Source organism: Desulfobacter curvatus DSM 3379, from assembly GCF_000373985.1.
Lineage (GTDB): Bacteria > Desulfobacterota > Desulfobacteria > Desulfobacterales > Desulfobacteraceae > Desulfobacter > Desulfobacter curvatus.
The window spans coordinates 13,079-38,739 of the sequence record NZ_KB893084.1 but is presented as its reverse complement, the minus strand read 5'-3'; the positions used below and the strand labels follow the sequence as shown (position 1 = coordinate 38,739).

19 protein-coding genes are annotated in these 25,661 nt (G+C 46.7%); 7 read left to right on the top strand and 12 right to left on the bottom strand.

Going from position 1 to position 25,661, the window contains the following annotated elements:
* Positions 1-65 precede the first annotated feature (65 nt).
* From B147_RS28970 to B147_RS0119550, 3 genes are all read right to left on the bottom strand, one after another.
* On the bottom strand, positions 66-263 hold the full coding sequence (locus tag B147_RS28970) for a YbjQ family protein (protein ID WP_211216954.1): 198 nt from the start codon (positions 261-263) through the stop codon (positions 66-68).
* A 376-nt stretch (positions 264-639) separates the two neighbouring features.
* Complete coding sequence (locus B147_RS0119555; RefSeq protein WP_020588900.1) at positions 640-1,512, bottom strand: SDR family oxidoreductase; 873 nt, start codon at positions 1,510-1,512, stop codon at positions 640-642.
* Positions 1,513-1,945: 433 nt separating this feature from the next.
* Positions 1,946-2,560 carry a hypothetical protein gene (locus B147_RS0119550; RefSeq protein ID WP_020588899.1) on the bottom strand — a complete coding sequence of 205 codons (615 nt, stop codon included), beginning with the start codon at positions 2,558-2,560 and terminating at the stop codon, positions 1,946-1,948.
* 374 nt (positions 2,561-2,934) lie between these two features.
* Here B147_RS0119550 and B147_RS0119545 point away from each other — a divergent pair, with 374 nt between their 5' ends.
* Together B147_RS0119545 and B147_RS0119540 are read left to right on the top strand one after the other, a co-directional pair.
* On the top strand, positions 2,935-3,459 hold the full coding sequence (locus B147_RS0119545; protein WP_020588898.1) for a hypothetical protein: 525 nt from the start codon (positions 2,935-2,937) through the stop codon (positions 3,457-3,459).
* A gap of 10 nt (positions 3,460-3,469) precedes the next feature.
* Positions 3,470-3,904: a hypothetical protein gene (locus tag B147_RS0119540; RefSeq protein WP_020588897.1), complete on the top strand. Its 435-nt coding sequence runs from the start codon at positions 3,470-3,472 to the stop codon at positions 3,902-3,904.
* A 439-nt stretch (positions 3,905-4,343) separates the two neighbouring features.
* On the opposite strand, the gene B147_RS0119535 is transcribed toward B147_RS0119540, so the two are convergent.
* Complete coding sequence (locus B147_RS0119535) at positions 4,344-5,420, bottom strand: flavin monoamine oxidase family protein (RefSeq protein WP_020588896.1); 1,077 nt, start codon at positions 5,418-5,420, stop codon at positions 4,344-4,346.
* Between the two features lie 264 nt (positions 5,421-5,684).
* Here B147_RS0119535 and B147_RS0119525 point away from each other — a divergent pair, with 264 nt between their 5' ends.
* The 4 genes from B147_RS0119525 to B147_RS0119510 all read left to right on the top strand — a co-directional run bounded on the left by B147_RS0119525 (position 5,685) and on the right by B147_RS0119510 (position 11,649).
* Positions 5,685-7,562 (top strand): hypothetical protein, encoded by a 1,878-nt coding sequence (locus B147_RS0119525; protein ID WP_020588894.1) that lies wholly within the window; start codon positions 5,685-5,687, stop codon positions 7,560-7,562.
* 49 nt (positions 7,563-7,611) lie between these two features.
* The gene (locus B147_RS0119520) at positions 7,612-9,117 is read left to right on the top strand and encodes a hypothetical protein (RefSeq protein WP_020588893.1); all 1,506 of its coding nucleotides are present in this window, start codon (positions 7,612-7,614) and stop codon (positions 9,115-9,117) included.
* Entirely contained in the window at positions 9,107-10,858 is a 1,752-nt protein-coding gene (locus tag B147_RS0119515) for a hypothetical protein (RefSeq protein ID WP_020588892.1), read from the top strand. Before B147_RS0119520 ends, B147_RS0119515 begins: the two co-directional genes overlap by 11 nt.
* Positions 10,859-11,166: 308 nt before the next feature.
* Positions 11,167-11,649, top strand: a complete 483-nt coding sequence (locus tag B147_RS0119510) for an adenosine-specific kinase (protein ID WP_020588891.1) — start codon at positions 11,167-11,169, stop codon at positions 11,647-11,649.
* Positions 11,650-11,785: 136 nt separating this feature from the next.
* Here B147_RS0119510 and B147_RS0119505 read toward each other — a convergent pair whose 3' ends face one another.
* From B147_RS0119505 to B147_RS0119475, 7 genes are all read right to left on the bottom strand, one after another.
* Positions 11,786-14,062: a tetratricopeptide repeat protein gene (locus tag B147_RS0119505; RefSeq protein WP_020588890.1), complete on the bottom strand. Its 2,277-nt coding sequence runs from the start codon at positions 14,060-14,062 to the stop codon at positions 11,786-11,788.
* A gap of 65 nt (positions 14,063-14,127) precedes the next feature.
* Complete coding sequence (gene ptsP / locus B147_RS28965; RefSeq protein ID WP_020588889.1) at positions 14,128-16,689, bottom strand: phosphoenolpyruvate--protein phosphotransferase; 2,562 nt, start codon at positions 16,687-16,689, stop codon at positions 14,128-14,130.
* A 33-nt stretch (positions 16,690-16,722) separates the two neighbouring features.
* Positions 16,723-17,355 carry a dihydroxyacetone kinase subunit DhaL gene (gene dhaL / locus B147_RS0119495; RefSeq protein ID WP_020588888.1) on the bottom strand — a complete coding sequence of 211 codons (633 nt, stop codon included), beginning with the start codon at positions 17,353-17,355 and terminating at the stop codon, positions 16,723-16,725.
* Positions 17,356-17,376: 21 nt separating this feature from the next.
* Complete coding sequence (gene dhaK, locus B147_RS0119490) at positions 17,377-18,444, bottom strand: dihydroxyacetone kinase subunit DhaK (protein WP_020588887.1); 1,068 nt, start codon at positions 18,442-18,444, stop codon at positions 17,377-17,379.
* Positions 18,445-18,639: 195 nt separating this feature from the next.
* Entirely contained in the window at positions 18,640-19,887 is a 1,248-nt protein-coding gene (locus B147_RS0119485; RefSeq protein WP_020588886.1) for a lactate racemase domain-containing protein, read from the bottom strand.
* A gap of 337 nt (positions 19,888-20,224) precedes the next feature.
* Entirely contained in the window at positions 20,225-21,178 is a 954-nt protein-coding gene (locus tag B147_RS0119480) for a hydrogenase iron-sulfur subunit (RefSeq protein ID WP_020588885.1), read from the bottom strand.
* A gap of 23 nt (positions 21,179-21,201) precedes the next feature.
* Positions 21,202-22,635 carry an FAD-binding oxidoreductase gene (locus B147_RS0119475; protein WP_020588884.1) on the bottom strand — a complete coding sequence of 478 codons (1,434 nt, stop codon included), beginning with the start codon at positions 22,633-22,635 and terminating at the stop codon, positions 21,202-21,204.
* A gap of 518 nt (positions 22,636-23,153) precedes the next feature.
* On the opposite strand from B147_RS0119475, the gene ftcD reads away from it, so the two are divergent.
* Positions 23,154-24,776, top strand: a complete 1,623-nt coding sequence (gene ftcD / locus B147_RS0119470) for a glutamate formimidoyltransferase (protein ID WP_020588883.1) — start codon at positions 23,154-23,156, stop codon at positions 24,774-24,776.
* A 95-nt stretch (positions 24,777-24,871) separates the two neighbouring features.
* Here ftcD and B147_RS0119465 read toward each other — a convergent pair whose 3' ends face one another.
* Positions 24,872-25,429 carry a C40 family peptidase gene (locus B147_RS0119465; protein ID WP_020588882.1) on the bottom strand — a complete coding sequence of 186 codons (558 nt, stop codon included), beginning with the start codon at positions 25,427-25,429 and terminating at the stop codon, positions 24,872-24,874.
* Between the last annotated feature and the right edge of the window lie 232 nt (positions 25,430-25,661).

Sequence of the window (25,661 nt, the reverse complement as noted above, 5' to 3'; positions counted from 1 at the left end):
GTTATTGATTTCCCCGACACGGGATTGCACCTCCAATTAAGTGAATTTTAGTGTCTGGGGTTTTATCACGACAAACCGGTCAAGGTAATTGTCGTCAACCGGACAAGATAATTGTCGCAGAATACCTTAAGCTCTCCGCCGAAAATATTTTTAAATGATGCCATCAGGTCCCGGCGAACATGTTTGGCCCGCACCGTACTGCCCGACACCACGCCATGAAATGCCGTTGTCCTTTTGCCTGGAATTTCTTCTGTGTTTGTCATCAACATTTTTTTATCTCCTGGAAAATAAGGCCGATATTAATGAATTTCTGCAGATAACGGCGAACTGTTTTGCTGTTCTCATTGCGTTCATACCCAAGCAGCCCACCATTCTGAAAAAGGATACCGCCCCCATAAATAAAAAGGAAGATGTATTTTAAATGGTGCTGATTATTTTTTAGAATGCTTTCTTATTCGATACAAGACTTGGGGTAAAGCACTTTCAGAACAAGCGTTAAATCATACCATTCTGGCCAGTCAATTTTGTGTTCTATAAAATTGATTCACGGCTTTTCAAGATTGACACAATATATTGAGGTTGAAAGGTTTTCGAAAAAAACCGGATTTATAGACAGAGTCAACACCCCAGCGATGCTATTCACAGGCGTAACTTCTTTGCATCGGCGTTATTTAAAATAGTGAAGTATTCTTTTAACGTGTGGTTACCATATTCAGGGGCAAGCATATCCATTGCCATGACAGTCATAAAAAATTCCACTGGTCCATAAAACCTGCTTATAGTAACTAATTTAACGAGTTTGAGGGCAGCAACTCTTATCCAATCTGGGATATATGTTATTTTCGGTTTATCACCCAAAACTTTAAAAGCCATTGATGCCATCTCGTTTTGAGTGAGAGTTTCGGGGCCACCTATTTCAACTTCTTTATCAGGCTTCTCTATAGCATCTACACAAAAAGTCGCCAAATCTTCACCATGAATAGGATTTGCTTTCAACTTTCCTTTTCCGAAAAGATAGATTCTTCCGTTTTTTGCCATGTTAAAAATTTCCGACATATCCGAAAAAAAACCATTGGGACGAACAATACAATAATCTATCCCTGACCGCTTCAACTGCTCAACAAACAGTTCTTTTGCATCACATATTTTTAAATTTCGTAATTTTTCACCATTTAGTACTGAAATGTAAATAAATTTCTTGGCTCCACTTTTTTGGGCTTCTATCAACAAATTCATATTGGCTTGATAATCTACATCCATATACGTCAGGCCATCCTTTTGTCTTGTAATGCCAACAGTTGAAATAACAATATCGACACCTTCACAGCATTTTTTGATAGAATCTGGATCAGTCAGCTCAGCTTTGAGTATTTCATTGGCTTCAATATCATTTTTTGCAAGTTTTTCCGGACTTCGAGCAATAGCCCTAAAAAAATATGATCGTTGTTGAAGTTCCTTTGCAATATAGATCCCTAAATACCCGGTTGACCCTGCCAACAAAATTTTTTTCATATTGTCCTCAACACATTATGCATAACGGCGCATTCAGCGACTTGTCCACTGAGCTGCTTTTGTTGCTGATTGTTGTACTCGGCGTTGTCGCTCTCGTTCGTGTATTTGTTCCAACCGCTCTTCTAAAGAATTAAGGCCTAACGCCTTCCTTCTTTCATTGACCGTTTCAGGCTCAGTAATGGGAAAGGGAATTGGCCAACCTTCAACGTCTCCCGCAGCCACGGCAATCTTTAGCAGTTCGATGCAATCCGACATAAACTTGGTATCTGGGGTTTTTTGCCCATCCCCCCGAAAAGTGCAATAAGGGGCTTTTTCTCCAAACTCGATAAAAATTTGAACAGCAATGATTGTATTTGAATTCTTGAGAACCGGGGGTTTTTGTCCAAAACCACAAAATTTCCGACGAGGCTACACATGGCCGGAACATTTGTTATCATTCATCGGACCAACTGCCGTCAGGCCAGATGGATCTCATATGCGCTGCGGTTCCCTTTTCCATGGATATCAGAAATTCATGAATGCTGGCGATTTGCCCGACGCCAAACCGGCCCTCTGCTGAACCGGGATCGTTATTGATTTTAATCATGGCGTTTGCAAAACTCCCAGCTTTGAATGCCGTGACAAATTCCTGATTCTCGTTTATCGCCTGCTCCAGTTCCTCATGAACCTCCGAGGGTAGGTCAGAAGTTATTTCAATTTCACCCTCACTGTTTTCCTGAAGCCAAACAGATTGATCACCTGAAATTCCAAGGGACTTGAGTGTGTCCATGAGCAACTCTGCCGCTTTTTCCATATTCTCTTTTGCAAATGCTTTTTTTTCTTCATATGTAATTACCCCATCTTTACTGGCTTCCGCCCCAAATAAACCCGGCATACACGAGGGATCTGCATAACAATCAGATGCTTGGGCCTGCATATTCCTGCCTTCATCTGAAATACTGACCGTGTCACTTTTTCCCATTGGCCGGAATTCTTTTCCTGTCTGAATCCCTTGAAGTCTGAATTGATCCGGATACATAACCATGGTTGAGATTGGTGTAACTTTCATTGTAATCCTCTTTATGAATTAGGATATTCTTGTTCCGATGACAACAAGAAGCAATAAGCAGACCATACAAAAAAACATTTTGGACCAGCGGGAGCATTCGAACAGAAAGTTACGGTTTTGAGATTAGTTTTGGTGGCAGAACCGTAATTTTCTGTTCAGGTAATAGATTGGGGTGTATTTACGGATTTCCCCTAAATGTTAAATGAGACCCGATTTACTGAAAAAAAGCGGAAAATATTTCCTTATCCTATCAATTAAAAATTGTGTTTAAATTATAACATGTTGTTTTAACAAAATGTTCTTTTTAGTATAAAAATTGCTTGATTCATAATTAAACAATTTTTAACAGGAATAAAAATCCATTAGGAGTTGCTATGAGTATCTCGAATATCCAAACGGTTCAAGGTTCGTACACTTCTATTTTTGTTCAAAATAACTCGAATTATACCATTGCATCACCGCGTTCTACTACAGAATCATACACCGTGAATATTTCTGAAACTGCTTTGGAGCTGTCACGAAATGTAGAGGCCGGAGAGATTAGTACCGAAATTAGTGATGAGGATCTTCCTGTAGAAGCATTTGCTTTCCCAGAATGGTTTTCAAAATGGATACCGGACGAGGCTAACGTTAGTGATCAACTAGGCGTACCTCTATCAAGCAACAATTCACTCAGTAGCGATAGAAGTGATGACCTTGGCGAATATGTCAACACGCTCCTTCAATATTTTCAGGAAGAATTAAAGAACAATGGAATAGACGGCGCAGGGGATTATTATACGTCAGTTTTGAAGAACGAAGAGACAAGCGAAGCAGTACACCAAGCGGTAAAAGATCGCATTTCTGATGATTTGCGAACCCAAAAATTAATGCAGTCTTTCAGAAAAAGCCTGCAATAAGGAGGAGTTAATGATGACGACAATACCAATACAACAAACCTCTATAATTTCATCTTATTCCACGAATCTAACAAAACAAACCCGCTATGTCGCTTCCTCAGATACAACCTCCCAACAGAGTGAAACTCGTTCACTATCTGATATTGCAAAGAAATATGATGTTGAAAATATTTCTCCCGAAGAAATGGCTCAAATGAGTCAAGAATTATATGATAATAATCATATTTCACTCAAGATACATGCACTTCTATCTTTTCAACCCGAGTTAGGTGATTTCGACGCTATACTTGCTCAAAAAACCGGCACGTCATCTTTATCTAACCAGCGTCGTAATTTCTTACAGGAATGGGAAGATCGTTTGCAATCTAAGCAAGATGAAGGGCTTGCAATTGAAAATACAAAAAAGATTGTCAACCTTTTGCAAAATCTCAGCGCACTCTCGTAATTTGGGGTATTTTGAGCAGCCCTTCGAAACTGCCTATTTTCAATTTGGACCAGCAGGAGCGTTTAAATGGAGTCCTCCACATTTCCTGAGGCAGGGCACCATTGGAAAAGGTTGCCAAATTCGACCAATTGCCAAATTAAAACAACATGTAATATCCATGACAAAAGCAAGTAATACCAAGGTCCACAATAATGGTATGATTGAACTCTTTTTCTGAAATTATCCGACCACCAGATATTGTATCTGCCCGCAAACGCCACCAGTAAATTTTATATATTATTAAATTGATTTTGACGGACTTTTGAAGAGTTAAGGAATAGAAAACCTCCCTGCAAAATCGAAATAGATCCCTTTTATTTTTTCGATTTCGAGGTGAATTGCATTGGGTGAATTCAACTTATTTTGAGATTAAATTATTTCCGGAATCGGGTTAATAAGGCTATTCCGATACTGCCGCTGCCGCCCGCCGGGCGCTGACAAGAGCGCCTTCAAGGTAGCCGCCAAATTGACCTGCGGTTTCGCTGCCAGCAAAATGAAGCGTGTTGTTCCAGATGCTCGTTTTCCCGCCTGGCGGATAAAACTCAGGATGGTTGTGGCAGGATCTTTTGTCGTATTCCGTGGCTGTAAACAATTCTGTGGCCCAGTCCTGGTAATACAGTTCCAGGGGCTGTGCCGCATCAGGTCCGAAAAGCTGTACAAGCTGAGAGAGAATGGCCCGGGACATGGTCTTTTCGTCCTTCCTTCTCAGGGCAGGAATGCCTGCAAAGCCTGTCAGTCCATAGGGGACGGCACAGGCACCGGACCCGTCATGGATCTCTCCGAGGGGACCGCGCTGACTGAACGCCTGGCCGGAAAGTCCCATGCTGCGCCAGGCGGCTTTATCATACAGGGCGAAAAATTTGGCATGTCCGGCCATCCAGGTGGATGCTTTAAGCATGGCCTGGGTTAGATCAGAGGGGAGATCCGGGGTAAATAGAATGGACCGGGCTGCAAGCCTGGGCGGCAGGGCAAGAATGACATTGGAGGCAGAAAGTGTACATCTGGGCGGCTGGTCAAGATGCCCAACCGAAACCTTGCACCCATTTTCATGGCGCCGGATTTCACAGACCGGGTGGTTCAGGCGGATGAACTCTGCCCCAATCCGGATCAACAATCCTTTGACAAGGGAGATCATCCCGCCCTCAAGGCGGAAGGCGGGTGGTTCCATGGGACAGCCGGATACGGTCTGGACATCGCCCGCTTTGGTTTCAAACAATGCAAGACCCTGTTCGAACTGAGGATAGCTTTTTAATCCCAGATACCTTACCAGAGCGGATACTTCAGGGTTTATCATAGGCCAAAACCAGGAAGGACCTAAGTCTGCAAAAAAAATTTGGTGTGCCGGGCATAAAATTCTGCCCCCGATCCTGGATCTGGCTTCCAGAACAACCACGGATTTATTTTGTGCAACAAGCCGGGCGGCACAGGCAATGCCGCTTAATCCTGCCCCGACAATTATTGTATCAATTTTTTCCATAATCTTTAAATTCCACTGGGGTGAACAGACACCCTAAAAGTTTATGCGCCTTTGGAATTGAAAATGCAACGATTTTGACGATGGATATACCGGTATAAAGATCGGTCAAGCAGGCCGACACGCTTGGGTTAAATCATTTTTTCCTTTTTTCAACTCTGTTTTTTCAGTTACTTATATGATATGTTCTTTTGCTTTATCAGGATGGTAGTGATAAAAAGATACGGCAAAAAGAATAAGGTTATTGCTTAAGGAGAATTACCCCATATGGCACGTTTAAATGATTTTGAACTGTCGCTTATAAAGGTTACTGACAGTCCATTAATATACAAGGCACAGATTCCTCCGGAGTGCACTTTTTTCCAGGATGTCCGACGCTATCAGAGCATTGGGCCCCAGATGGAAATCCGGATCATCCCGGTGAATGGAATGATCGAGCTCGACCCGGACATGGAACCCGTATCCTTTAATAAACTCACCGGCGCCGAACGCAAAGCCCTGGTGGATTATCTGACGGTCCGTGTTGCCAGAGGCGATAATATCGGGTATGCATGGGCCTTTTTCCGGTCTGCGGATAAAAAGAAAAGCCTTGTGGCGTACGGGGGCAACGTGGTGCATGATGATACCTATATGGGTAAGGAACGCGTCACAACCCTGCTTTCGATCCTCCAGAAACAAAAAGGCATCAGCAAAATGAAACAGCGCTGGTTTCCCTGGATTGCCGCTATTCTGCTGATTTCCTTGATCGGTTTCGTGGGATTTAAATATGGTACCCTGTTAAAAAAGATTCCCTTTATCAGCAGCATCGGCAAGGATACCAGCCCTGAAATGCAGTTTTACCAAACCGTATTCCCCCAGTTGGATGCCTGGCTCCATGACGGAGCGCCGGAACAAAAAGATGTGGCGAGAAAGCTTTTAAAAACCGAATATGTCTCGTCCATGCTTCAAACCATGGGCCTTCCCGAATACCGTCAGGGCGGTGAGGAGGAGATGAACCGGGGCAATCGATTGATTTTATTCGTATATTTTAACTATAATAACCAGGTTGAAGAGTTGATCAGCGCCCGCAGGGAGGTCCTGGCAGGCACTGAATTCATGCGCCTGGCACGGATTTATTCGACAGTGCAGTCCGGGTATGCTTCCAATATTTTCTATTTCAAGGTCGGGGATTTAAATATCAAGCACACTGAAATTTCCAACTATATGAAGCAGAACATGATCTCCTACCCCGATTTTAAAAAAATCCGGGATGAAAATGCCTTTGCAGAACTCATGGCCAGTGACCGCATCAGTTACAAGATGAAGGGCTTTCTGGAGAATGTATACACCTTTACCCCCCTTCGCATTGACACCAAATTTAACGGTAAAGCCTGGTACCTGCTCACCCGGAGCAACAGTTCCGGAAATCTTGATTTTGCAGCTTTCTTCCACCAGGGCAGCGCCACCCTGGTGCCCAAACGTATAGGACACCTGGTGCTGGAAGACAAGGGGCTGCCTGCGGACATGGCCTGGTATGCGTTTGATGATAATCAGGCCGGGGGATTGAAGCTGTCGGACAGCACCTTGACCTATTTCAGTACAGAGACCGGCCAGACCAACCAGCTTGGGATCATTAAAGAGCGGATCAAGGCCCTGGGCCTGTCCAAGGTGTCCCAGGACCGGATTAAGGTCAGTGTCCACCGTGAACTGCTCATGGGAGATGCAAAGGGTAAATACGGCATTCAGACCAATGATCCCATAACAAGTCTGGTGCTGTCCAACCTGATTACCAAATCATCCTTTGAGCAGGAGGCCAATGTCTCCTTAAAGCGGGACCCCATTCAGTTCAACACCACCTTGATTCAGCTTTCCAAGGATGACAGTTTTTCAGTTCAATCTGTGACCATTACGCCCGGCACCACGAATATCATCCGCTTGTTTGAGCCCTTGGACAGCTTTAAGGCAACGTTTAGGGACGGCTCCTCCACCACCTTTGAGAAGGCCAGCGTTAACCTGTTCAACCCTTTTACTTTTATGGTATCCAGGGACAGCATCACCCTGTGTTTCCGTCATGACATCACGGATATGACCATTGAGGCCGGCGACACTGAGCTTAGAATCGTCAAGGCCAAGGACGGAAATTATCAGATTGTAAAAATTCCATAGGAGCCAAACGTTTTGAAAAAATCAGCATCAAGGAGTTTTATTTAACCATATGTTTGACAACACAGACCGGCTTTTGAAAATTCAGAACGGCATCAAGGAGATCATCCAGCAACTTGCCGGCGTGCCGGCCCGGCAGGCAGACCGGGTGAACAAGGTCATTGAACGCTGCCAACTGTGCCTGAAAACGGCACCGGACACGGATCTGCCCGTATATATCCACATTACGGGTACGGATAAATCCTTTAAGACCAGCTATCTTCTGGATCTGTTTGACAATGACACGCTTCGCAGGCTGTTTGCGGTCAAGCAGCGCAACACCTCGGAGAACACGGCGGTTCCCTGTCTTGTGGAACCGGTATCCTGGACCGACGAGGTGGTGGTCAGCCAGATCAGCATTTCCACGGGCAATGTAATCCGGGACCGGTTAACCCAAGAGCAGTTCAACCGGCTGTATGATCTTTCCTCCGGGGCAGACCCGGATGATTACCTCATCCGGGTGGCCGTGCCCGAGGACCAGACCCCCATGACCTTGCCGGCCATTGAATATCCGGGCATTAAAGAGGGTGCGGACGCCGTTGAGTTCCAGAAGGAGCGCCATGAAAAGTTCCAGGCCAATATGCTGGATTGCTTGGAGCGCTATCCCGGTATTCTTGTGGCTTGTTTCCAGCACAAAATCGCCATCCCACCGGGCCACCCCTTGGATGCCATCCTCAAAAAATACCGCACAGTGCTGGAAACCACTCACGCGTACCAGAAATTGCCGTTGATTCTCTCCCTGCAGGGGGACAGTGCCGTGGCAAGCTATTGCGGCAACACCAATGTGGAGCAGGATCTTGAAAGCGATTTCAAAAGCTATAAAGCCTTTGAAACCGTTGTGCAGTTGATTAATCCGTGCAACAGTGAATATCCGGTGAATTTTATCTCTCCCGGCCCCCACGTGGATACCTGGATACGCAATCTGTCTCGGTACAAAGATTTACGTGAAATCAAGGATCAGATCAAAGCGGACGGGGGAATTGCCTGGTCCAGGCAGATGCTCAACGACATCTGCACCACCTCCAATATCAGAGATGCCCTTGACAATCTGTTTTTGATGCCCTGGATCAAAAAGGCGGAAAAAGTGCATACCCAGGCTGTTGATTTGCTTTATGAAATTGAAAGTTATGATGAGGTGGCCGAAGTCAAGGAACGCATGCGCAAAGCCATTTTAAAAGGGACCTACCAAACCCTGCGGCACTTTTTTGATCGGGAAATCCAATATAACGAAGAGGGGGGGGGTGAAGACCACAAAGCGTTCTGGAACGCCATATTCACCCAGTACCTGGACCAGTTTTTGGCCGACACCCCCAAAAGCGAGGCCATTGCCGATGTCCTATGGAAAAATATGCACAAGCGCCTTGATCCTGAAAACAAAGGCTTTTTGAGTGCCGCGGAAAAGGATTTGCCCCACATCATCATGAACATGGCGGAATTTTACGTTCCCAACATGCTGGTGCGCGGTGATTTCACCCTTGTAGAAAGACGTATTAAAGAGGATGCCCAACATGTGGTTTAATCTGTTCAAACGAAAAAAAAAGGAAGTGGACCAGTTCCAGCTGGAACTGGAGGATGACGGCAAACTTTACTATGAAACCATTGCTGGCCGCACCCCAAGGGACATCCAGAACCACGAGGAATATATTCTTTTCATTGATTTCGGCTCTTACCGGACCAGTGTTTTGTGCTGGCCCTGCAGCTTTGGCCGGGACAAAATCACCGACTCATGGCAGTATGTCGTCCATGGCGACTCCGATGCCCAGGGGGGATTCCCTTCGGCTTTTATCAATCCGCCTTCCGGTGATGAGCGGGATTTTGCCTTTGTGCCTGATATGGGTGAAGAGCATGTCAGTTCAAGCCAGATTGTTAAAAGCGCCAAATATGAATTTGCCTCCAAATTTGCCGCCTACAGGGGAGATGTGCCCCAGTTCAAGCTTTACATCAAAAAAATCCTTGAACACAGTTTCAAATATATCACCGAGCCCAATAAGGATCGCCCCTGGAACGGCCCTGCCATTCCGGTAATCACAGAAATCCGGGTCACGGTACCGGACCTGTTCATTGAAAATTTAAGAAACGGGTACAGGGAAAATATCTATTCCGTGTGCATGAACCTATCATCGGACCGGAAGTGGAAATGGTTGTTCCCAAGTGATTTGAGACATTTGCGTAAAACATTTGTCAATATTTCTGCAGATGAAAGCGGGGCGTGCGAGCTTTATTTTTTGAACCTGATCAAGCTGCTGCCGTTCTGGGACCTGTCCGGCCAGAAAGACCGGCTGCCGGATTTAAAGGATGTAGACTTTATTTTCTCCCAGGCTGCCCAGCGTGACCCCAATGCCGAGAATCTTCAGTTTGTGGTGTGTCACATTGACATTGGCGGATTGACCACAGATGTCAGCGTTCTTCTGGCCAATACGTTTCAGGATCCGGCGCTTGGCATTACCACAGCCCTGAACCGAAAGGAATCTTTTTCCGAAAGAAAGGCCGGTGAATATTTTGCAGAGACCTTTGCCCAGAACCGCTCCCCGGAGGAAACCGGTCCATGGTGGGACAATGACCGGTTCCTTGGAAGGGACTTTTCACGGTTTCTGGAACTGTTATGCAGTAAACAGGCCGGTTTGCTCAACGAATGGCGCAAGGATAAAAATTTGTCCGGCATCTATTTTCTGATTTCAGGCCGTCCCACCAAGTCCGAAAAGGTTAGAAAAGCCATTAAAAAGCACATCCTCAAGGAGTTCAACAAGGACGAACTGCTGCTCTTGCCCGAGCACTGCCTGTTCATGGCCGAGTACCGGCATGTGGGTAAAAACCAGGAAGGGGAGCGCTATGCCAAAAAAATCTCCCATTTTGAAAAATTGATTACCCTGCTGGGCAATGTGTACACCCTTTATGACGGGTATGAAATCTGTGTGGATGACCACAAATATTATATTTCCATGGATACGGATACCCGGACCACCGCCCAGATGGAAGTGCTTCCCGGGCGGATCTACAATATGGAAGAGTTTGAAAATTACAAGAAATCGGCAGAGCACAACAATGTCAACCACCTGGCCTTTACCCGATTTCCGGCAGGGGAAAACAGCACCCGGTTTCTTACGGTAAAGACCATTGCCCGGCAGTCCGCCTATCCCGTAATCCGGGTGGCCCAGAGCAGTGACAACCAGGCATGGATCATGCCGTCCCTTATGATCACTAATCTGGAGCAGAATGACCAGGCCTTTGATCTGTCATGGGGAGCACTGTCACTGGAATAAAGGAATGCCCAGTATGTTTCTGCAGGTCCGGTGTCATCAAAGTTAAGATGTTTCCAACTTAAAACCATGAAGAGCATGAAGAACACGAAGATTGATTCCCGGTATATATTCTTCATGCGCTTCATGTCCTTCATGGTAAAATAAAAGCTCAATACCTAAGGCGGCTGAGCCGCAGAAACTAGAGACTGGAAACTAGAAACAAGAAGAAAGGAGTTTGACAATTTCTTGTTTTTTTTTGACAGAAACTCAGGAGTAAGGCGCGAATATTGCTCGCGAGCTTTAAGAAATTCAATATAGAGGAGGAAATAATGGAACTAATCAGCGTAACCATAGAAAACCCGGAAGAACTCAACTTTATCCTGGGGCATTCCCATTTCATTAAAACCGTTGAAGATGTTCACGAGGCCATTGTCTGCACCGTACCCAACGCCAAATTCGGGGTGGCATTCTGCGAGGCTTCCGGGGATTGCCTGATCCGTCATTCCGGAACGGATGAAGATATGGTGGAACTTGCAAAAAAGAATGCCCAGGCCCTGTCAGCCGGTCATTCCTTTATCATTTTTATGAAAGATATGTTTCCCGTCAACATCGTGAATACCATCCAAGCCGTTCCAGAGGTGGTGCGCATCCATTGTGCCACAGCCAATCCTACACAGGTGATCATGGCCCAGACCGACCAGGGCAGAGGCATTCTGGGTGTGGTGGACGGGTTTTCTTCCAAGGGTGTTGAAACAGAGGACGACATTAAAAAACGCAAAGATTTTTTGAGGATGATCGGTTACAAGCTGTAAACACTATAGAGTAGGCCGAATAGAATCCGCCCGATGATAAGCGCCTTCCTATGGAAGGCGCAGCAAAGGCCCAATCGTTGAACGATTAGGCCTTTGTCTTAACCCCAATATTGGCGAAAGACTTTTTGCGACACCATCAGATCTGTTCAAGAATTTTTTTAGCCTCATCCGCTCCATTAAAGTCTTTCTTCAGCTCAAGTGCCTTTTTCAGGTATTTTTCAGCATTGGTGTAATCCCACTTTTTATTGTAGGCCAGGCCCATATGAAAGTTGAACATCGGGTTTTCAGGCTCTTTTTCAATGCAGCCGGCGAACTCTTGAATGGCAGAATCATAGAGTTCTTTTTTGTAGTAAATCCAGCCCAGGGTATCCATGATGGCCGGGATTTCCCCGCTGAGCTCCTTGGCTTTTCTGGCCATATCCAGGGCTTTGTTCATCTCCATGTTCCGTTCGGCATAGAAAAACGCCAGGTTGTTCAAGGCCGGAATGTATTCCGGATTTAGTTCGAGAACTTTTTCGTAGTGTGCCTTTGCCTGTTCATTTTTACCATTTTTTTCGTAAAACAGTCCAAGTTGAAAATGGGGTTCGATTTGCTCAGGCCGCTGAGCCAACAGGTTATTATAGGTCTCAATCTCTTTGGTATCATTTTTTTCCTGATGGTATATCCTGGCCAGGGCGAGGTAGGATTGAGTAAATTGGGGATTGGACTGGATGGACAGTTCAAAGGCTTGCTTTGCAGCATCCGACTCTCCAAGGGCCATGAAAAGGTTTCCCCTGAGCCCTTGGATAATGGAGACCACAACAGGCGGTGCGTCCTGCATGGCCTCAAGATGGGCATCACACCTGTCAAGAGCGGTCTGATACTCTTTTTGGGCGCTGTACACCCGGATCATGTTGGTAAAAACATCCATCAGGTTTGGGTTAATGGCCAGGGCTTTGTCATAGACGGCCAATGCCTTGTCCGGTTTTTTGTCCATCATAAAAAGATTGCCCAATCTGAACAGGGCTGCCGGGTTCTCGGGGTGGTCCTGGATCAAAGCTTCATAAATAGCCTGGGCTTTTTGTATTTTATGCTGTGCTGCGTAAAGATTGCCCTTCAGCAAAAGAGCCTCATAGTTTTTAGGGCTTAGTTTCAATGCCTTGTCAATTTCAGCCTCGGCCAGAAAATAGTCGGCCCGTCTGAAATAGATATCCGCCATTATAACTCTTGCTTTGAGGTGGGAGGGATTCTTTTCCAGGGTTTTGGCAATATAGGCCATGGCCTGATCTGTTTTTCTTTCTTTCAACAGCACAGAACCCAGTAAAAAATTATACTGGGCTGAATCGGGTTCCTCTTCCAACAGGGACAGCAGGATTTCCTTGGCTTGATCCTCTTTATCCCGGGATATCAACAGCTTTGCTTTGAGAACCTTTGCCTGGGGAAAGTCGGGGCGGACAGCCAATACCTCATCAATTATTTTTTCGGATTTTTCATATTCCCGGTGAAGGAAATAAAAGTCTGCATAAGCGGTCTTCAAACCCGAATGTTCCGGATGGATGGCCAGGGCTTTTTTGATAAACCCCTCTGCCTTGTCCGGCTGCTCGTTGGCATTGTAGAACCGGGCAATGAGCATGTGGGGCAACGGATTGTCCGGTGCCAGTTCAATCGCTTTTAAAAAAGATTGCTCGGCCTGGCTGTTTTCATTTTGGCCTGCCTGGAAATTGGCCAGCATGAGCCTGGGTTCAACAGCCTCCGGTTTTTTAGCCACCAGGTCTTCCAGAACTTTCTGGGCTTTTTCATAGGCCTTTTGGGCCAGGTAATAACTGAATACGGCACGGTTAATGTTCAAGTTATCCGGTGCCGTTTCCAGGGCTTTTATCAGCATGGCTTCGGCTCTGGCGGAATCTTTTTGGGCCAGGTAGATCCTTGCAAGGACCAGCATGGCTCTGGTCTGTTTGGAATCCAGCGTAAGAATCCGGTCATAGATGGCCGCCAAGGCATCTAATGGCTCTTTTTTGCTGCCCAGAACACCGGCTTTCAGATAGAGGCCTTTGATGTTGTCCGGGTCAGCCGTAAGGACCTGTGTTACTTTTTTTTCCGCTTCAGGCCATTTCTTGGCCAGAAAATAGAACGAGGCCAGCTGGAGTTTGGTTTCAAGATTGTCCGGTTCCAGCTGCTCCAGCCGTAAAAATGCAGTAAACGCCTCCTGGGCCTTTTTTTCCTTCACATAGGTTTGGGCAAGAAGATGATATGCCTCTGCTGAATCCGGTATCAGACTGACTGCGTTCTTCAGCTGTATTTCAGCCTTGGCATATTCCTGCTTTTCAAAATACGCTTTCCCTTCCCGGATATAGTTCTCTGCGTCTTGCTGGTCAGAAGCACAACCTTCAAGGACGAGAATCAGAATTAAAAAAAAAGGTAAACAACGGCTCATATTTTTCTCCTAAAAGGTTTGGGATATATTTAAATATCTTAGTGTACGGGATGGTTACGTGCAATCTATTTTTTAAAAGCCTCTTTTTTTGATGCGTATGAATTTGGATCAATAGTCATGTTTGATTTTAAATACGCTTCGACCTGTTGTGCCGTTTCAAGATTTAAAACCGTTTGTGCCATCTTTTCTACCTGCTGAATAGTACAGTGGCGTATTGCGTTTTTTACTTCGGGGATATTGGGTGCGTTCATACTCAGTTCATCCAGCCCTAAACCAATGAGCACTGGTGCTGCCAGGGGATTTGCTGCCAGTTCTCCACACATGCCGACCCGTATTCCAGCCTTATGGGCTGCCCCGGCGGTTTGGGCCACCATCCTGAGCACCGCCGGATTCAGGGCATTGACCAGGTGACTGACCTTCCGGTTTCCCCGGTCCGCACCCATCAGATACTGGGTCAAATCATTGGAACCGATGCTGAAAAAATTCGCCTTGCCGGCCAGTTGGTCTGCGATGGCTACGGCCGACGGTACCTCAATCATCAGCCCCACTTCCATATTTTCATCAAAAGGCGTACCAGCCGTTTTCAGTTCCTGTTTCACACCATCCAGAATAGTTTTGGCCTCACGGAACTCTTCCGGGGTACTGATCATGGGAAACATAATTTTAATATTGTGACCGGGACTTGCTTTGAGGATGGCCCGCAACTGGGTTTTAAAAATTTCCGGGTAGGCCAGGCAGAAACGAATGCCTCTTAATCCAAGAAACGGATTGTTTTCCGGTCCCATATCCAGGTAGGGAACCGTCTTATCTGCGCCTAAATCCAGGGTTCGGATAACCAGGGGGCGGGTTTGCATTGTTTGGGCCATCCGGATATAGGCCAGCAATTGCTCCTCCTCGGAAGGTGCCTGTAACCGCCCCAGAAACAAGAATTCCGTCCTAAAAAGTCCCACACCTTCGGCACCGTAATCCAAGATTGTTTTTGTATCATGGGGGCCGCTGTTGGCAACGACTTTAATGGTTCTGGGGTTCTTGCCCATGGTGGATGCCGGAGCCATGGCAAGTGCCTTGGCCTGCTGCTGCCGGGTTTTCCACCTGTCACGCCGTGTTTTGAATTCTGCCAGCCGGCTTTGGGTAGGGTGGGGCCAGACCAATCCCAGGGTGCCGTCCAGGGCAATGATTTCGTTTTCAGGCCATGTGAGTATATCATAGCCTAACCCCACAATCGTTGGAATTCCCAGGGCTTTGGCGACAATGGCGCTGTGAGACGTCTCGCCGCCCAGGGCCGTGCAGAGGGCCAGGACATTATCCGGGTTCAGTTGAACCGTAGCCGACGGGGTCAACTCCTCTGCAAACAGGATGGCCGGCTGCGCAAATTTTAAAACGGGCGGACTTTGTCCCACAAGTTGTATTAGCACACGCCTGCCCACATCAATGAGGTCAGCTGCCTGTTCACGAAGATATGGATCTTCAAGTTTGCGGTATTCCCGGGCCATGGCTTCTATGGATTCCAGCCAGGCTGATTCTGCATTGCACTGCCGGGACAATATCATTTTTTGCACCGCATTCAGCAGGGCCGGGTCATCCAGAAATATTTTCTGGGCATCAAAAATAGCCGCTTCCGTGGCGCCTACTTTGTGGGACGCATGGTTTTTCAACTGCTCAAGGTCCTGTCCGGCTTTTAAAAACGCTGCCTGAAGTTTTTTAATTTCCGCCCGGGGGGCCTGGACCTGTCGGGTTTTAACTTCGGGAAGTTGGGCGCGGTAATGAGTCACAGGGCCGACCGCAATGCCGGGGGACACCGGAATACCTGCAATTGCCCCTTGGGTATTTTTCCGGGTATCGGCAAGCCCAGTCTTTTTTCCCGACATTACAGGGGGGATGTTTTCGTCTTCCTCGTTGAATTTATTTTCGGCCAGAACTTTCAGGAATTCTATGGCCTGTCGCGCCTGGGGGCCGGATGCCCTGACTTCAATTTGATCGCCCCGGCCTGCACCCAGCAGGGTCAATTGGTTGATGCTTTTGGCATTGGCGGTTTTTGTCCCTTTTGTGACTATAATATCCGCCTGAAAAAGGCCGGCGGTCTTAACGAAATTGGCAGCCGGGCGGGCATGCAGGCCGTTACGATTGAGAATGGTCAGGGTCAGATTAATTTCTTCATTACCGGATACGGTCGATATTTTTGGGGAGGAAGGAACCACGCTCGGTTCAAAGCAGGTTACCTGGGCCAACTGTTCTTCCTTTGCGAGAAGGGCATTTGAGGCCTCGGCCATAACATCAGCAAGGTTTGCACCAATTGATGCCTGAACCGCTGCAGCAACAGCGCCTTCCACAAGGGGGGCCGCACACAGTTTAACATTTTTGGCCTTTTGGGGATCAAGAAATTCCAGGGCCATTTCTGCACTGAGCAGGGCACTGCCTAAGTCCATGATGACCAGCACGCCGTCTTCGCCGTAAACGGATTCAATGGCGGCCTGCACTTTGATCGGATCGGTACCAAAGGGATTTTGGGAGTCATCAATGCCGCCGGCAACTGCGATCATGCCCTTGCCCTGGGTCATTTGCTCCGCGATCTCTTTTACGCCTTCGGCCAGCTTGGCACTGTGGGATACAAAAACTAAACCAACCATGGGGTTTCCTTTGTCGGATATTATCCAAAGAGGCTATGCCTCTAAAACTTCAAGCAGCATTTTAAATATCAGGCAGGAAGAGGTCGCCCCGGGGTCCTGGTGCCCGATACTGCGTTCGCCAAGGTAACTTGCCCGGCCTTTTCTGGCCTGTAGGGGAATCGTGTCTTTCATGCCCTGTTCAATGGCTTCTGCCCCGGCCTTTACAATCGTGAGGGTGTCTTTGCCGTTTGACAGGGCTGCCTGCATGGCATCCAACGCCGGAGCCCAGGCATCAAACATGGTTTTGTCTCCACGGTTGGGCCGGCCGCGCTGGACAATGCCGTCCACTCCGCCCTTGAACATGGCACACAGATCAATCGAGTCCAAGGCTTCTTTGCCGTTCCCGGCTGTGGCGGCGCGCATGAAAAAAGTGCCGTAAAGCGGCCCGCTGGCACCGCCCACACTGGAAATCAGGGTCATGCCCGTTGCTTTTAAAATATTGCCGATATCCTTGCCCGCAATCGTGGGCAGTTTTTCCTCTACTTTTTTGAATCCACGGGTCATGTTAACCCCATGGTCTGCATCACCGATTGCTGCATCAAGCTGGGTCAGATAGTCTTTGTTTTTTTGGATGATATCGGCAGATTTTTCCAGCCATTCTATGATCTGTCCTTTGCTGACGGTCATTATTTCCTCTCCATATATTTTTCATGCGCCCCAGCGCAGGCTCGGTGTCTTCACCGGTGCATCCCAAAATTTGAGGATCTCTTTATCTGCTTTGAGAAGCGTGACGGAACAACCCTGCATTTCAAGGGAGGTAATGTAAGGTCCGATGAGATTGCGTGCAATCTTAATTCCTTTGGATTTGCAAACATCAGCCAGTTTGCTGTATACGGCGTATAACTCGGATACGGGTGTACCGCCCATGCTGTTTACAAGGGCAATGACTTTATCGCAGGATTTGAGCGGTTCGTCGGTCAGGGATTTTTCCTCCCATTCGCCTTTTTCGGTATCCCATTCGCGCACGGTACGGGTATATGCGCCGTCCTCAATAATGCAGCGTGCCATATGTTCGGTGATTTCATTCACAGTTTTCATTTGGATACGTTTCGTACCGGGTTCTCCATGAATACCAATGCCCATCTCCACTTCGTCGTCAGCCAGCTCAAAGGTGGGCTTGCCTGCGGCAGGCACTGTGCAGGAGGTTAGTGCCACGCCTATGGATCGACCGTTCTGACTGGTTTTACGGGCCAGATCCGTACACTGCTTGAGATTATATCCGGCTTCTGCGGCTGCGCCCACAATCTTTTCAACCAGTACTGTGGTGCCCATACCCCGGCGTCCGGCAGTATATAGGCTGTCTTTTACTGCCACATCATCGTCAATCAGAATGCTTTGTACCTTGATCCCGTCTCCATGAACCATCTCAACCGCGGTTTCAAAGTTCATGACATCGCCGGTATAGTTTTTCACCAGAAACAGAACGCCGTTATCAGAGGCTACCGCTTTGGCGCATTCATACATTTGATCCGGGGTAGGGGAGGTAAAAATCTGCCCCGGGCAGGCACCGTCCAGCATGCCCATACCCACAAAACCTGTGTGCATGGGTTCATGGCCGGAGCCTCCGCCTGAGATCAGGGCCACCTTTTTATTGGGCGCATCTGCCCGATATATAAAACTCGGGTCAATGTTAACCGTGATTTCGGGATGTGCTTTGGCCATACCGGCCAATTGTTCTTTTACGACGTCGTCTGGGGCGTTCATGAGCTTTTTCATTATGATTTCCTTGGTGCTTTTAACGAAAAGAAAATATTCGGACACTATTTTTTTGACACGATCCGGCAGAATATTCAAGTAATGGGCAGATAATTTTCATACATTGGCCTATCTGAAGTCGGTATTGGATAGGCAAAAAAAAAGCGGCGGTGCTTAAAATGCACCGCCGCTTTTTTTAAAGATCAAATATCGATTTTAGGGGTTCAGTATATTGGGTACTGAAAGAGATCCTAACGGAAGTACGGTTACTTTGGCATCTTTGCCTTTCAACTCAAATGCTTTTTCCAAAGCTGCTTCTACACTATCAAAAGGTTTAATGTGTACGGCTTTGATCTCGTCTTCAGGCAGTTCCGTTACGCCCCAGGTCTGGGCCCAGGTATTGATTTCAGCCATTTTACCGGCTTTATGATAACCCAGTTTGTATTCAATTTTTATCTTGTCAAGCACATCTTGGGGGGTAGCACAAGACGCCATCAGGTCAAAGAACGTTTTCCCGCCGATGCCCATTCTGCATTGTGATACAAAAATTAATATGCCGCCCTCTTTAAGTGCAAGCTTGCCATTGTCTATCGCTTTTTGGGACTGGTAAAGGTCTATATCCATTGGATAAGGTGCCACAGAGATTACAATGTCCGTTTTTTCTTCTATGTCAACACAAAATACTTTTTTGGCACTGTCTATGGCATCATAAAATGCGCCTACAAGATCCCCGCATGTGGTCTCATATACGTTATGATGTTTATCCAAAATGGTCATAATGGAGAAGACTTTAATCTCTTTTAATACATTCATGGCATCCATCATATCTTCATGGACGGGATTGCCATCTAATGCAAGGGCCTTGGCGCTTTTATTCAAAGCTAATTTATGGTTTTGTGTGATGGTTTCATAGGATGCTACGCCAGGTAAGAAGCCTTTTCTGCCACCAGTATATCCTGCAAAATAGTGGGGTTCCACAGAACCGATAACGATGGTTTTTTTAGCTTCTGCTACAATTTTATTCAGGTACATCTCAGTACCATTTGTAGATTTACCTAAATAGACCATCTCATCATTTTTGGCATCATGTGACCATATTCTGTCTTTTGCTTTCAGGTCCTCATAGATCTCTTTTCCAAAAATGTATTCAAACTCCTCATCATTTGGGGCTCTATGGGCACCGGTCGCGATGATGAAATAGATATTTTTATCTTTTATATCATCATAGATTACCTTGAGTACTTTTGCCGTAGGCGTAGGGCGAGTTCCGTCATTGACGATGAAGACGACTCTCTCATCACCTTCCATGAATTCTGCAAAGTTCGCGTTTTCCAAATTTTTTGAAAATTCAGCCTCAAATTCTCTTTTTTCTACGTCATTTGGAAAATATACGCCTTGCAGGTTATTATCATTAATTTCAACTTCAATTTTTTCCTTACCATACGGTATCTGTACTTTTGCCATTATTGTCTCCTTCCTGGAGTTGTTTTAATAATTTTGTCTCAGGTTCCCTCTATGACCTTATCTTGCCTCGCATTTAATCTATTGTCCATTCATAAATAGTCTTTTTGCCCTCGTGAACTTGAATAAAAATTCTTATTTATGGATGGACACTAATTGAACCTCTTAATCTAAGTTTTTGTATAATAGAGTTTTCGTCTAAGTTTACGGCGGATAAAAATTAAAATCTTCGGCATATATTAAATATTCCGGGGATTAAGATTCTTATCCGCCGCAGATTCCAAGAAGAGCTTTAAGCTCAAAATTGGACGAAAAGACCATCTATGTATGGGCTCAAAGTTTAGCGTATGGGGCCCAACTGATTTATCTTTTCCATAAAGGTATCAATTTCAGCCTGGAACAGTTGTTTGTCGCCTCTAGGAATTTGAACCAGATGAATTCGATCGGGATTAATATCAAGGGATTCAAGGGTTTCCTTCATTTTTGTTACCCGTTTTAGGGCCGCGACATTACCGTCATGGGTACATTCCCCATCCGGACAAACACCCACCAGAACGCCCCATGCCTGGTTAAGGAACGGCGTCAATAAAAGGTTTTTATCAAGACGGCCGCCGCACAGGTTCACCAGGATTTCATACTCCTTGTCATGGGTTTCAGATTCCGGCAATTTGGAGTTCTGAATGTCAGGATGGTATGACCAGTTACAGGCAAAACAGATAACCTTGGCGGATTCAGTGGAGTTGAGGAACTCAGCAGCTTTTTGATCCAGGTTTTCGGTGTCGGTTCCGAACGGTAAGGGAATGCTTATCGCTTCAATAGGGCAAATTTCAACACAGATGCCGCAGGACTTGCATTTTACCGGATCCACGACAATGCCTTCAAGGTCAATATATTCCCGGGCATCATGGGGGCAGGCCCTGACGCACTGCAGGCATCTGGCGCAAGAACGGTCAGTGGTCGATATGGTGCCGATATCTTTTTTGTACCCCAGTTCCACCAGATCCCTTCTCAGATCCAGCATAATATCCGTTATTTTAACCCCGGATGAACAGGCCGCTTCACACCGTTTGCAAAAGAAACAACTGAACGATTTCTCCGCAATTTCCCGTGTCAGTTCAATTGAACCGGTCAAAAGTCCGTGGGCTAAAATATTTTTACCTCTGGGTGCATCGGATTCCCAGCGCGTGAATTTAAACATGGGGCAGTGCTCGTAACAGTATCCACACCGAATGCACTTGGCCAGCATGCCTTCCCATTTTTCTAAATTTTTAAATTTCGTTTCTGTTGTCTGCATAAGAATATCCCTGTTATCCTTTATCAGCTGTTGACGGCATATCTAAGATCTGTTGCCGTTACCCAGTTTTCCGGCGCCTGCTGCAGTTTGCCGGGATTGAGAATGTTATTGGGGTCCAGGGCCGCCTTGATGGCAGCCATCATTTTTAAGGAATCCGCTTTCTCCGTCCTGAAGGCATCTGCTTTGGAAATGCCGATACCGTGTTCAGCAGAAGTGGTGCCGTGAATGGAATTTACATATTCATAAATCTCGGCAATGGCTCTCTGTGCGCCCTGCCACTGCGCTTCCTTGCTGACGTCCATCATGATCTTGGTGTGCATGCACCCGGATCCGCAATGGCCGTATGCCGTCATGATGATGCCGTTCTTTTCGGCAGCTTCATGGATTTTAGCGGCCATATCCGCCATCTTGGAGTAGGGTACTGCCATATCGTCCGCCAGGGATGTGGAAGCCATGCTGGCGTCAAATTGTGACAGGGCAGGGAATAATTTTTTACGACCCATGAAGATCTGTTCGCGCTCTTTGGCATCAAAGCTGTACCAGAGGTCGGCACCGTTATTCTTTTTGCAGATTTCCTGCATTTTGTTAACTTCATACTCCACGGCTTCCATCACTTTTCCGTCAGCTTCAAAAAGCAGGGAGGCGGCCACTTCCTTAAGGCCTAAATTCATGGTTTTGTTTACCGCCTTGATTGCAACGTCATCCACGAGTTCGAGCATGGAAGGAATGGTGCCCGAGGCCATGATGTCACTAATGGCATTACCGGCATCTCTGAGACTGTCAAAATTGGCAACGCCCAGGCATCTGAATTCGGGGATGGGTACAAAGCTCATAATCGCTTCCACCACAACACCCAGGGTGCCTTCCGAACCTACGATGAGTTTTTCAAGCTGGTAACCGGACGCTTCCACCCGGGTATGGGCACCTAAGGTGACCAGGTCTCCATTGGCCAGAACCACTTTCAAGCCCAACACCGCATCACGGGTTGCGCCGTATTTTACGGAACGAACACCGGAGGCATTGTTGCCGATCTCTCCGCCGATGGTGGCGATACGTGAAGAGGCCGGTGTCGGGGGATAGAAAACCCCATAAGGTTTAAGTGCGGCATTGAGATCATCGTCCACCACACCCGGTTCCACCCGGCAGTAAACATCGGGCATGTTGATTTCAAGTATCCGGTTCATGTTCTTCATGTCCAGAAGAATTCCGCCCTTGATCGACACGGTCTGCCCGCACATTCCCGAGCCGCCGCCCCTGGGGACAACTGGTATTTTTGCATCATTGGCATAGGCCAGTACTTTTTGAACCTGGCCGGTATTGTCAGGTCTCACAACGACCCATGGTGTGGCATGGTAAACAGATGCGTCTGCGCCGTAAATAAACAGGTCAAGCGGATCTGTCTTTATGTTTTGTTCCCCGACTATCTCCCTGAGTCTGGGGATATCGACCTTATTCATTTGATATCCTTTCCTGATGAAAATTGTTAAAACCAGTGGGTCTAAAAAGCTTCTATTCCAGTTAATTTGCTAATATTTTCACAACTGTTTTAAAAATTCAATCCTCTTTACCTTTACAGTATTAATAAGTATTTGCTTTTCTAAAAAGTTGAATCATATCCCCCAATTTTTGTATTGATTTGTATGTGTTAACCTCCTTTTGTGTTAATATTTTTACATTTGGGGATATACTGTCGCCTGTGTCATTAAATTCCCGCCTTGGGATACTACCGTTAATGTAGAGGAAAATGCAAGTCTTATCCGTGCAGCGATGCAACCGGTGCCTGATATTCTAAATTAAATAATTTGCAGTAGGATGTTGAAGGCTAAATTAATTTAACAATATCGGTTGCATGGCTTTTGTATTGCGTAAGGGAATCAGTCAAACGGCATGTATATAAAAGTTGGCGGGTGTATAATAATGAAATGAATGGTAAAAATGATTAAAGATTCTTTATATGAGACGGAGATCTATATATATGGATAAAATCGTTGAATGTGTGCCCAATTTTTCAGAAGGAAGAGATAAACAGACCATTGATGCCATTGCCGATGCCATAGCCGAAACACCCAGGTGCCGCCTGCTGGATGTGGATCCGGGCAACTCCACCAACCGGACGGTATATACCTTTGTGGCGGACCCTGATTGTGTGGTGGAAGGGGCCTTGGCCGCCGCAAGGGTGGCCCGGGAAAGAATAGATATGCGCTGGCATCGTGGGGAGCATCCCCGCATGGGTGCCCTGGATGTCTGCCCCTTTATTCCGGTGGCGGGTGTGACCATGGACGAGTGTGTGGAAGTTTCAAAACGGTTTGGCAAACGGCTGGCCGATGAACTTGGCGTACCGGTCTATCTGTACGAGGAATCCGCCATCCTGGATTACCGCAAGAAACTGCCCCAGATTCGAAAAGGTCAGTATGAAGCCATTCCCAATCGCATTGTTCAAGAAAAATGGAAGCCTGATTTCGGTCCGGCCGGGTTTGTACCCGAGTGGGGGGCTACCGTGACCGGTGCCCGGTTTTTTCTCATTGCTTATAACGTTAATCTGTTAGGTACACCCAACCAGGCCCACCGCATTGCACTGAATCTGCGTGAGGCCGGCAGGGGGCCTGAAGAGCCCGGCCGGTTCAAGGATGTCAAAGGGATGGGCTGGTATGTAAATGATTATAACCTGGCTCAGGTTACGGTGAACCTGAATAATTATCTTGTCACCCCGCCCCATATCTTGTTTGAAGCCGTTAAGGAGGAAGCAGCCAAGCTTAAGATTGCCGTGGCCGGGTCACAGATTGTGGGTGTCGTTCCCCTTCAGGCAATTTTACAGGCTGCAGAGTATTACATTGAAAAAGAAGGTCTTTTTATCCTGGATGAGGACCAGAAAGTCCGGCTGGTTGTTGAACGTTTAGGGTTGAATTCCGTTGCGCCCTTTGATCCCAAGGCCAAGATCATAGAATATATCATTGCTGAAGCCCCGGATGAACCCCTGGCCGGTATGAGTTTACGGTCCTTTATTCAGGAGGTCGCCGGCAGAAGTATTGCACCCGGCGGCGGTTCCGTATCGGCAGTCATTGCATCCCTGGGTGCAGGGCTTGGGGCCATGGTGGGTAAGCTGACCCTGGGGGTCAGAAGGTTTGAAACGGTTGACGCTGAAATGAGAGCATTGATTCCGCCGCTGCATGAAGCCGCTTTGGCTCTGATTCCCATGATTGATGCAGATACCGATGCCTTTGCCGATTATGTGGCTGCCCAGGGGCTGCCGAAAAATACGGAGAAAGAGGAAGATTTCAGAAATGCCCAGCTCCAGTTGGGCTTGAAAAAAGCCATTGAAGTGCCCTTGTCTATTATGACCCTGGGTGATAAGGCCTGGGATGCCATGATGGGTGTGGCGAAATACGGTAATATTGCTTCCCGGTCAGATGTGGAGGTCGGTGCAAAGGCGCTTGAAGCGGGAATCTGGGGTGCTTATAGAACGTTGGTAAACAACATGGGCGATATCAATGATCCCGAATACCGCAAAAAAATTATGGAAAAGGCTGATGCCGTCAGGGGCAGGGCAACTGAAAACTGTCAAAAAATTCTGGATATTCTTGAAAAAAGATCTGCCTGAGGCGGCTACACCGCAGAAACTATAGACTGGGAACAAAGGGAATAAGACGTTCCGCAATTTCTTATTTTTTGTGACCGAAATTAAGGTGTCAGGCACTATTTGGGCCGTGCCGGCTTCAGCATATCTTCATTGATTCTGAAAAAACCTTTAAAGTGCTCCAGCCAGTATGCGTGGTAAACTAAATTATCGCTGTTGAAAGTGATGACCTCCCCTCTTTTTTTGGACGCATAGACAAAATGCATCCGCCCGCTGGGGTCCACCTGGTAAACCATGGCGGCAAGATCATTATTCAGCACGATCAGGTCTCCGTTTTGAACATCATCTGCTTTAATACTATGGGTGTTGTCTAATAAAAGATCCATGGGCATAAAGGTTTTGTATATCAGCCCTGCTTTGGTTGCGGCACCGGCGTAAATGGAGTAAAACAGCCAGGAATTATCCGTGCTTCCTGTTTGTTCAGGGCGTCCGCCCACAAGAACAGGCATGCCGATGAACTGTTCCGCAATTGATGGAATAAACTGGCAGAAAAGTACGGCAGGTGTCGAGTCCACAGGTTTTTGGGGATGCTGTGTCTCTATGATGTGGGAATGGCTGGCCAGGGTTGGAACAGTCCAGATCAGAACCAGTATCAGAAGTATGGTTGATCTTTTCATTTGAGTCCCTAAGTTGAAATTTTTATGATTTCTGCAACGATGATGAGGTAATATCCATATCTGAATTTATTCCCGACATTTTAAACGGATGTCGGAACGTTTGTTTACACTACCTGTTTTTGAAACCGTTCGTCAAGAAAGAAAGTTAGGTTACGATCAACACCTTGAAATACTTTGCATTGGGTGTAAAATCAACTGCTGCTGAAAAATATTTTTATAAATATTTTTCAGT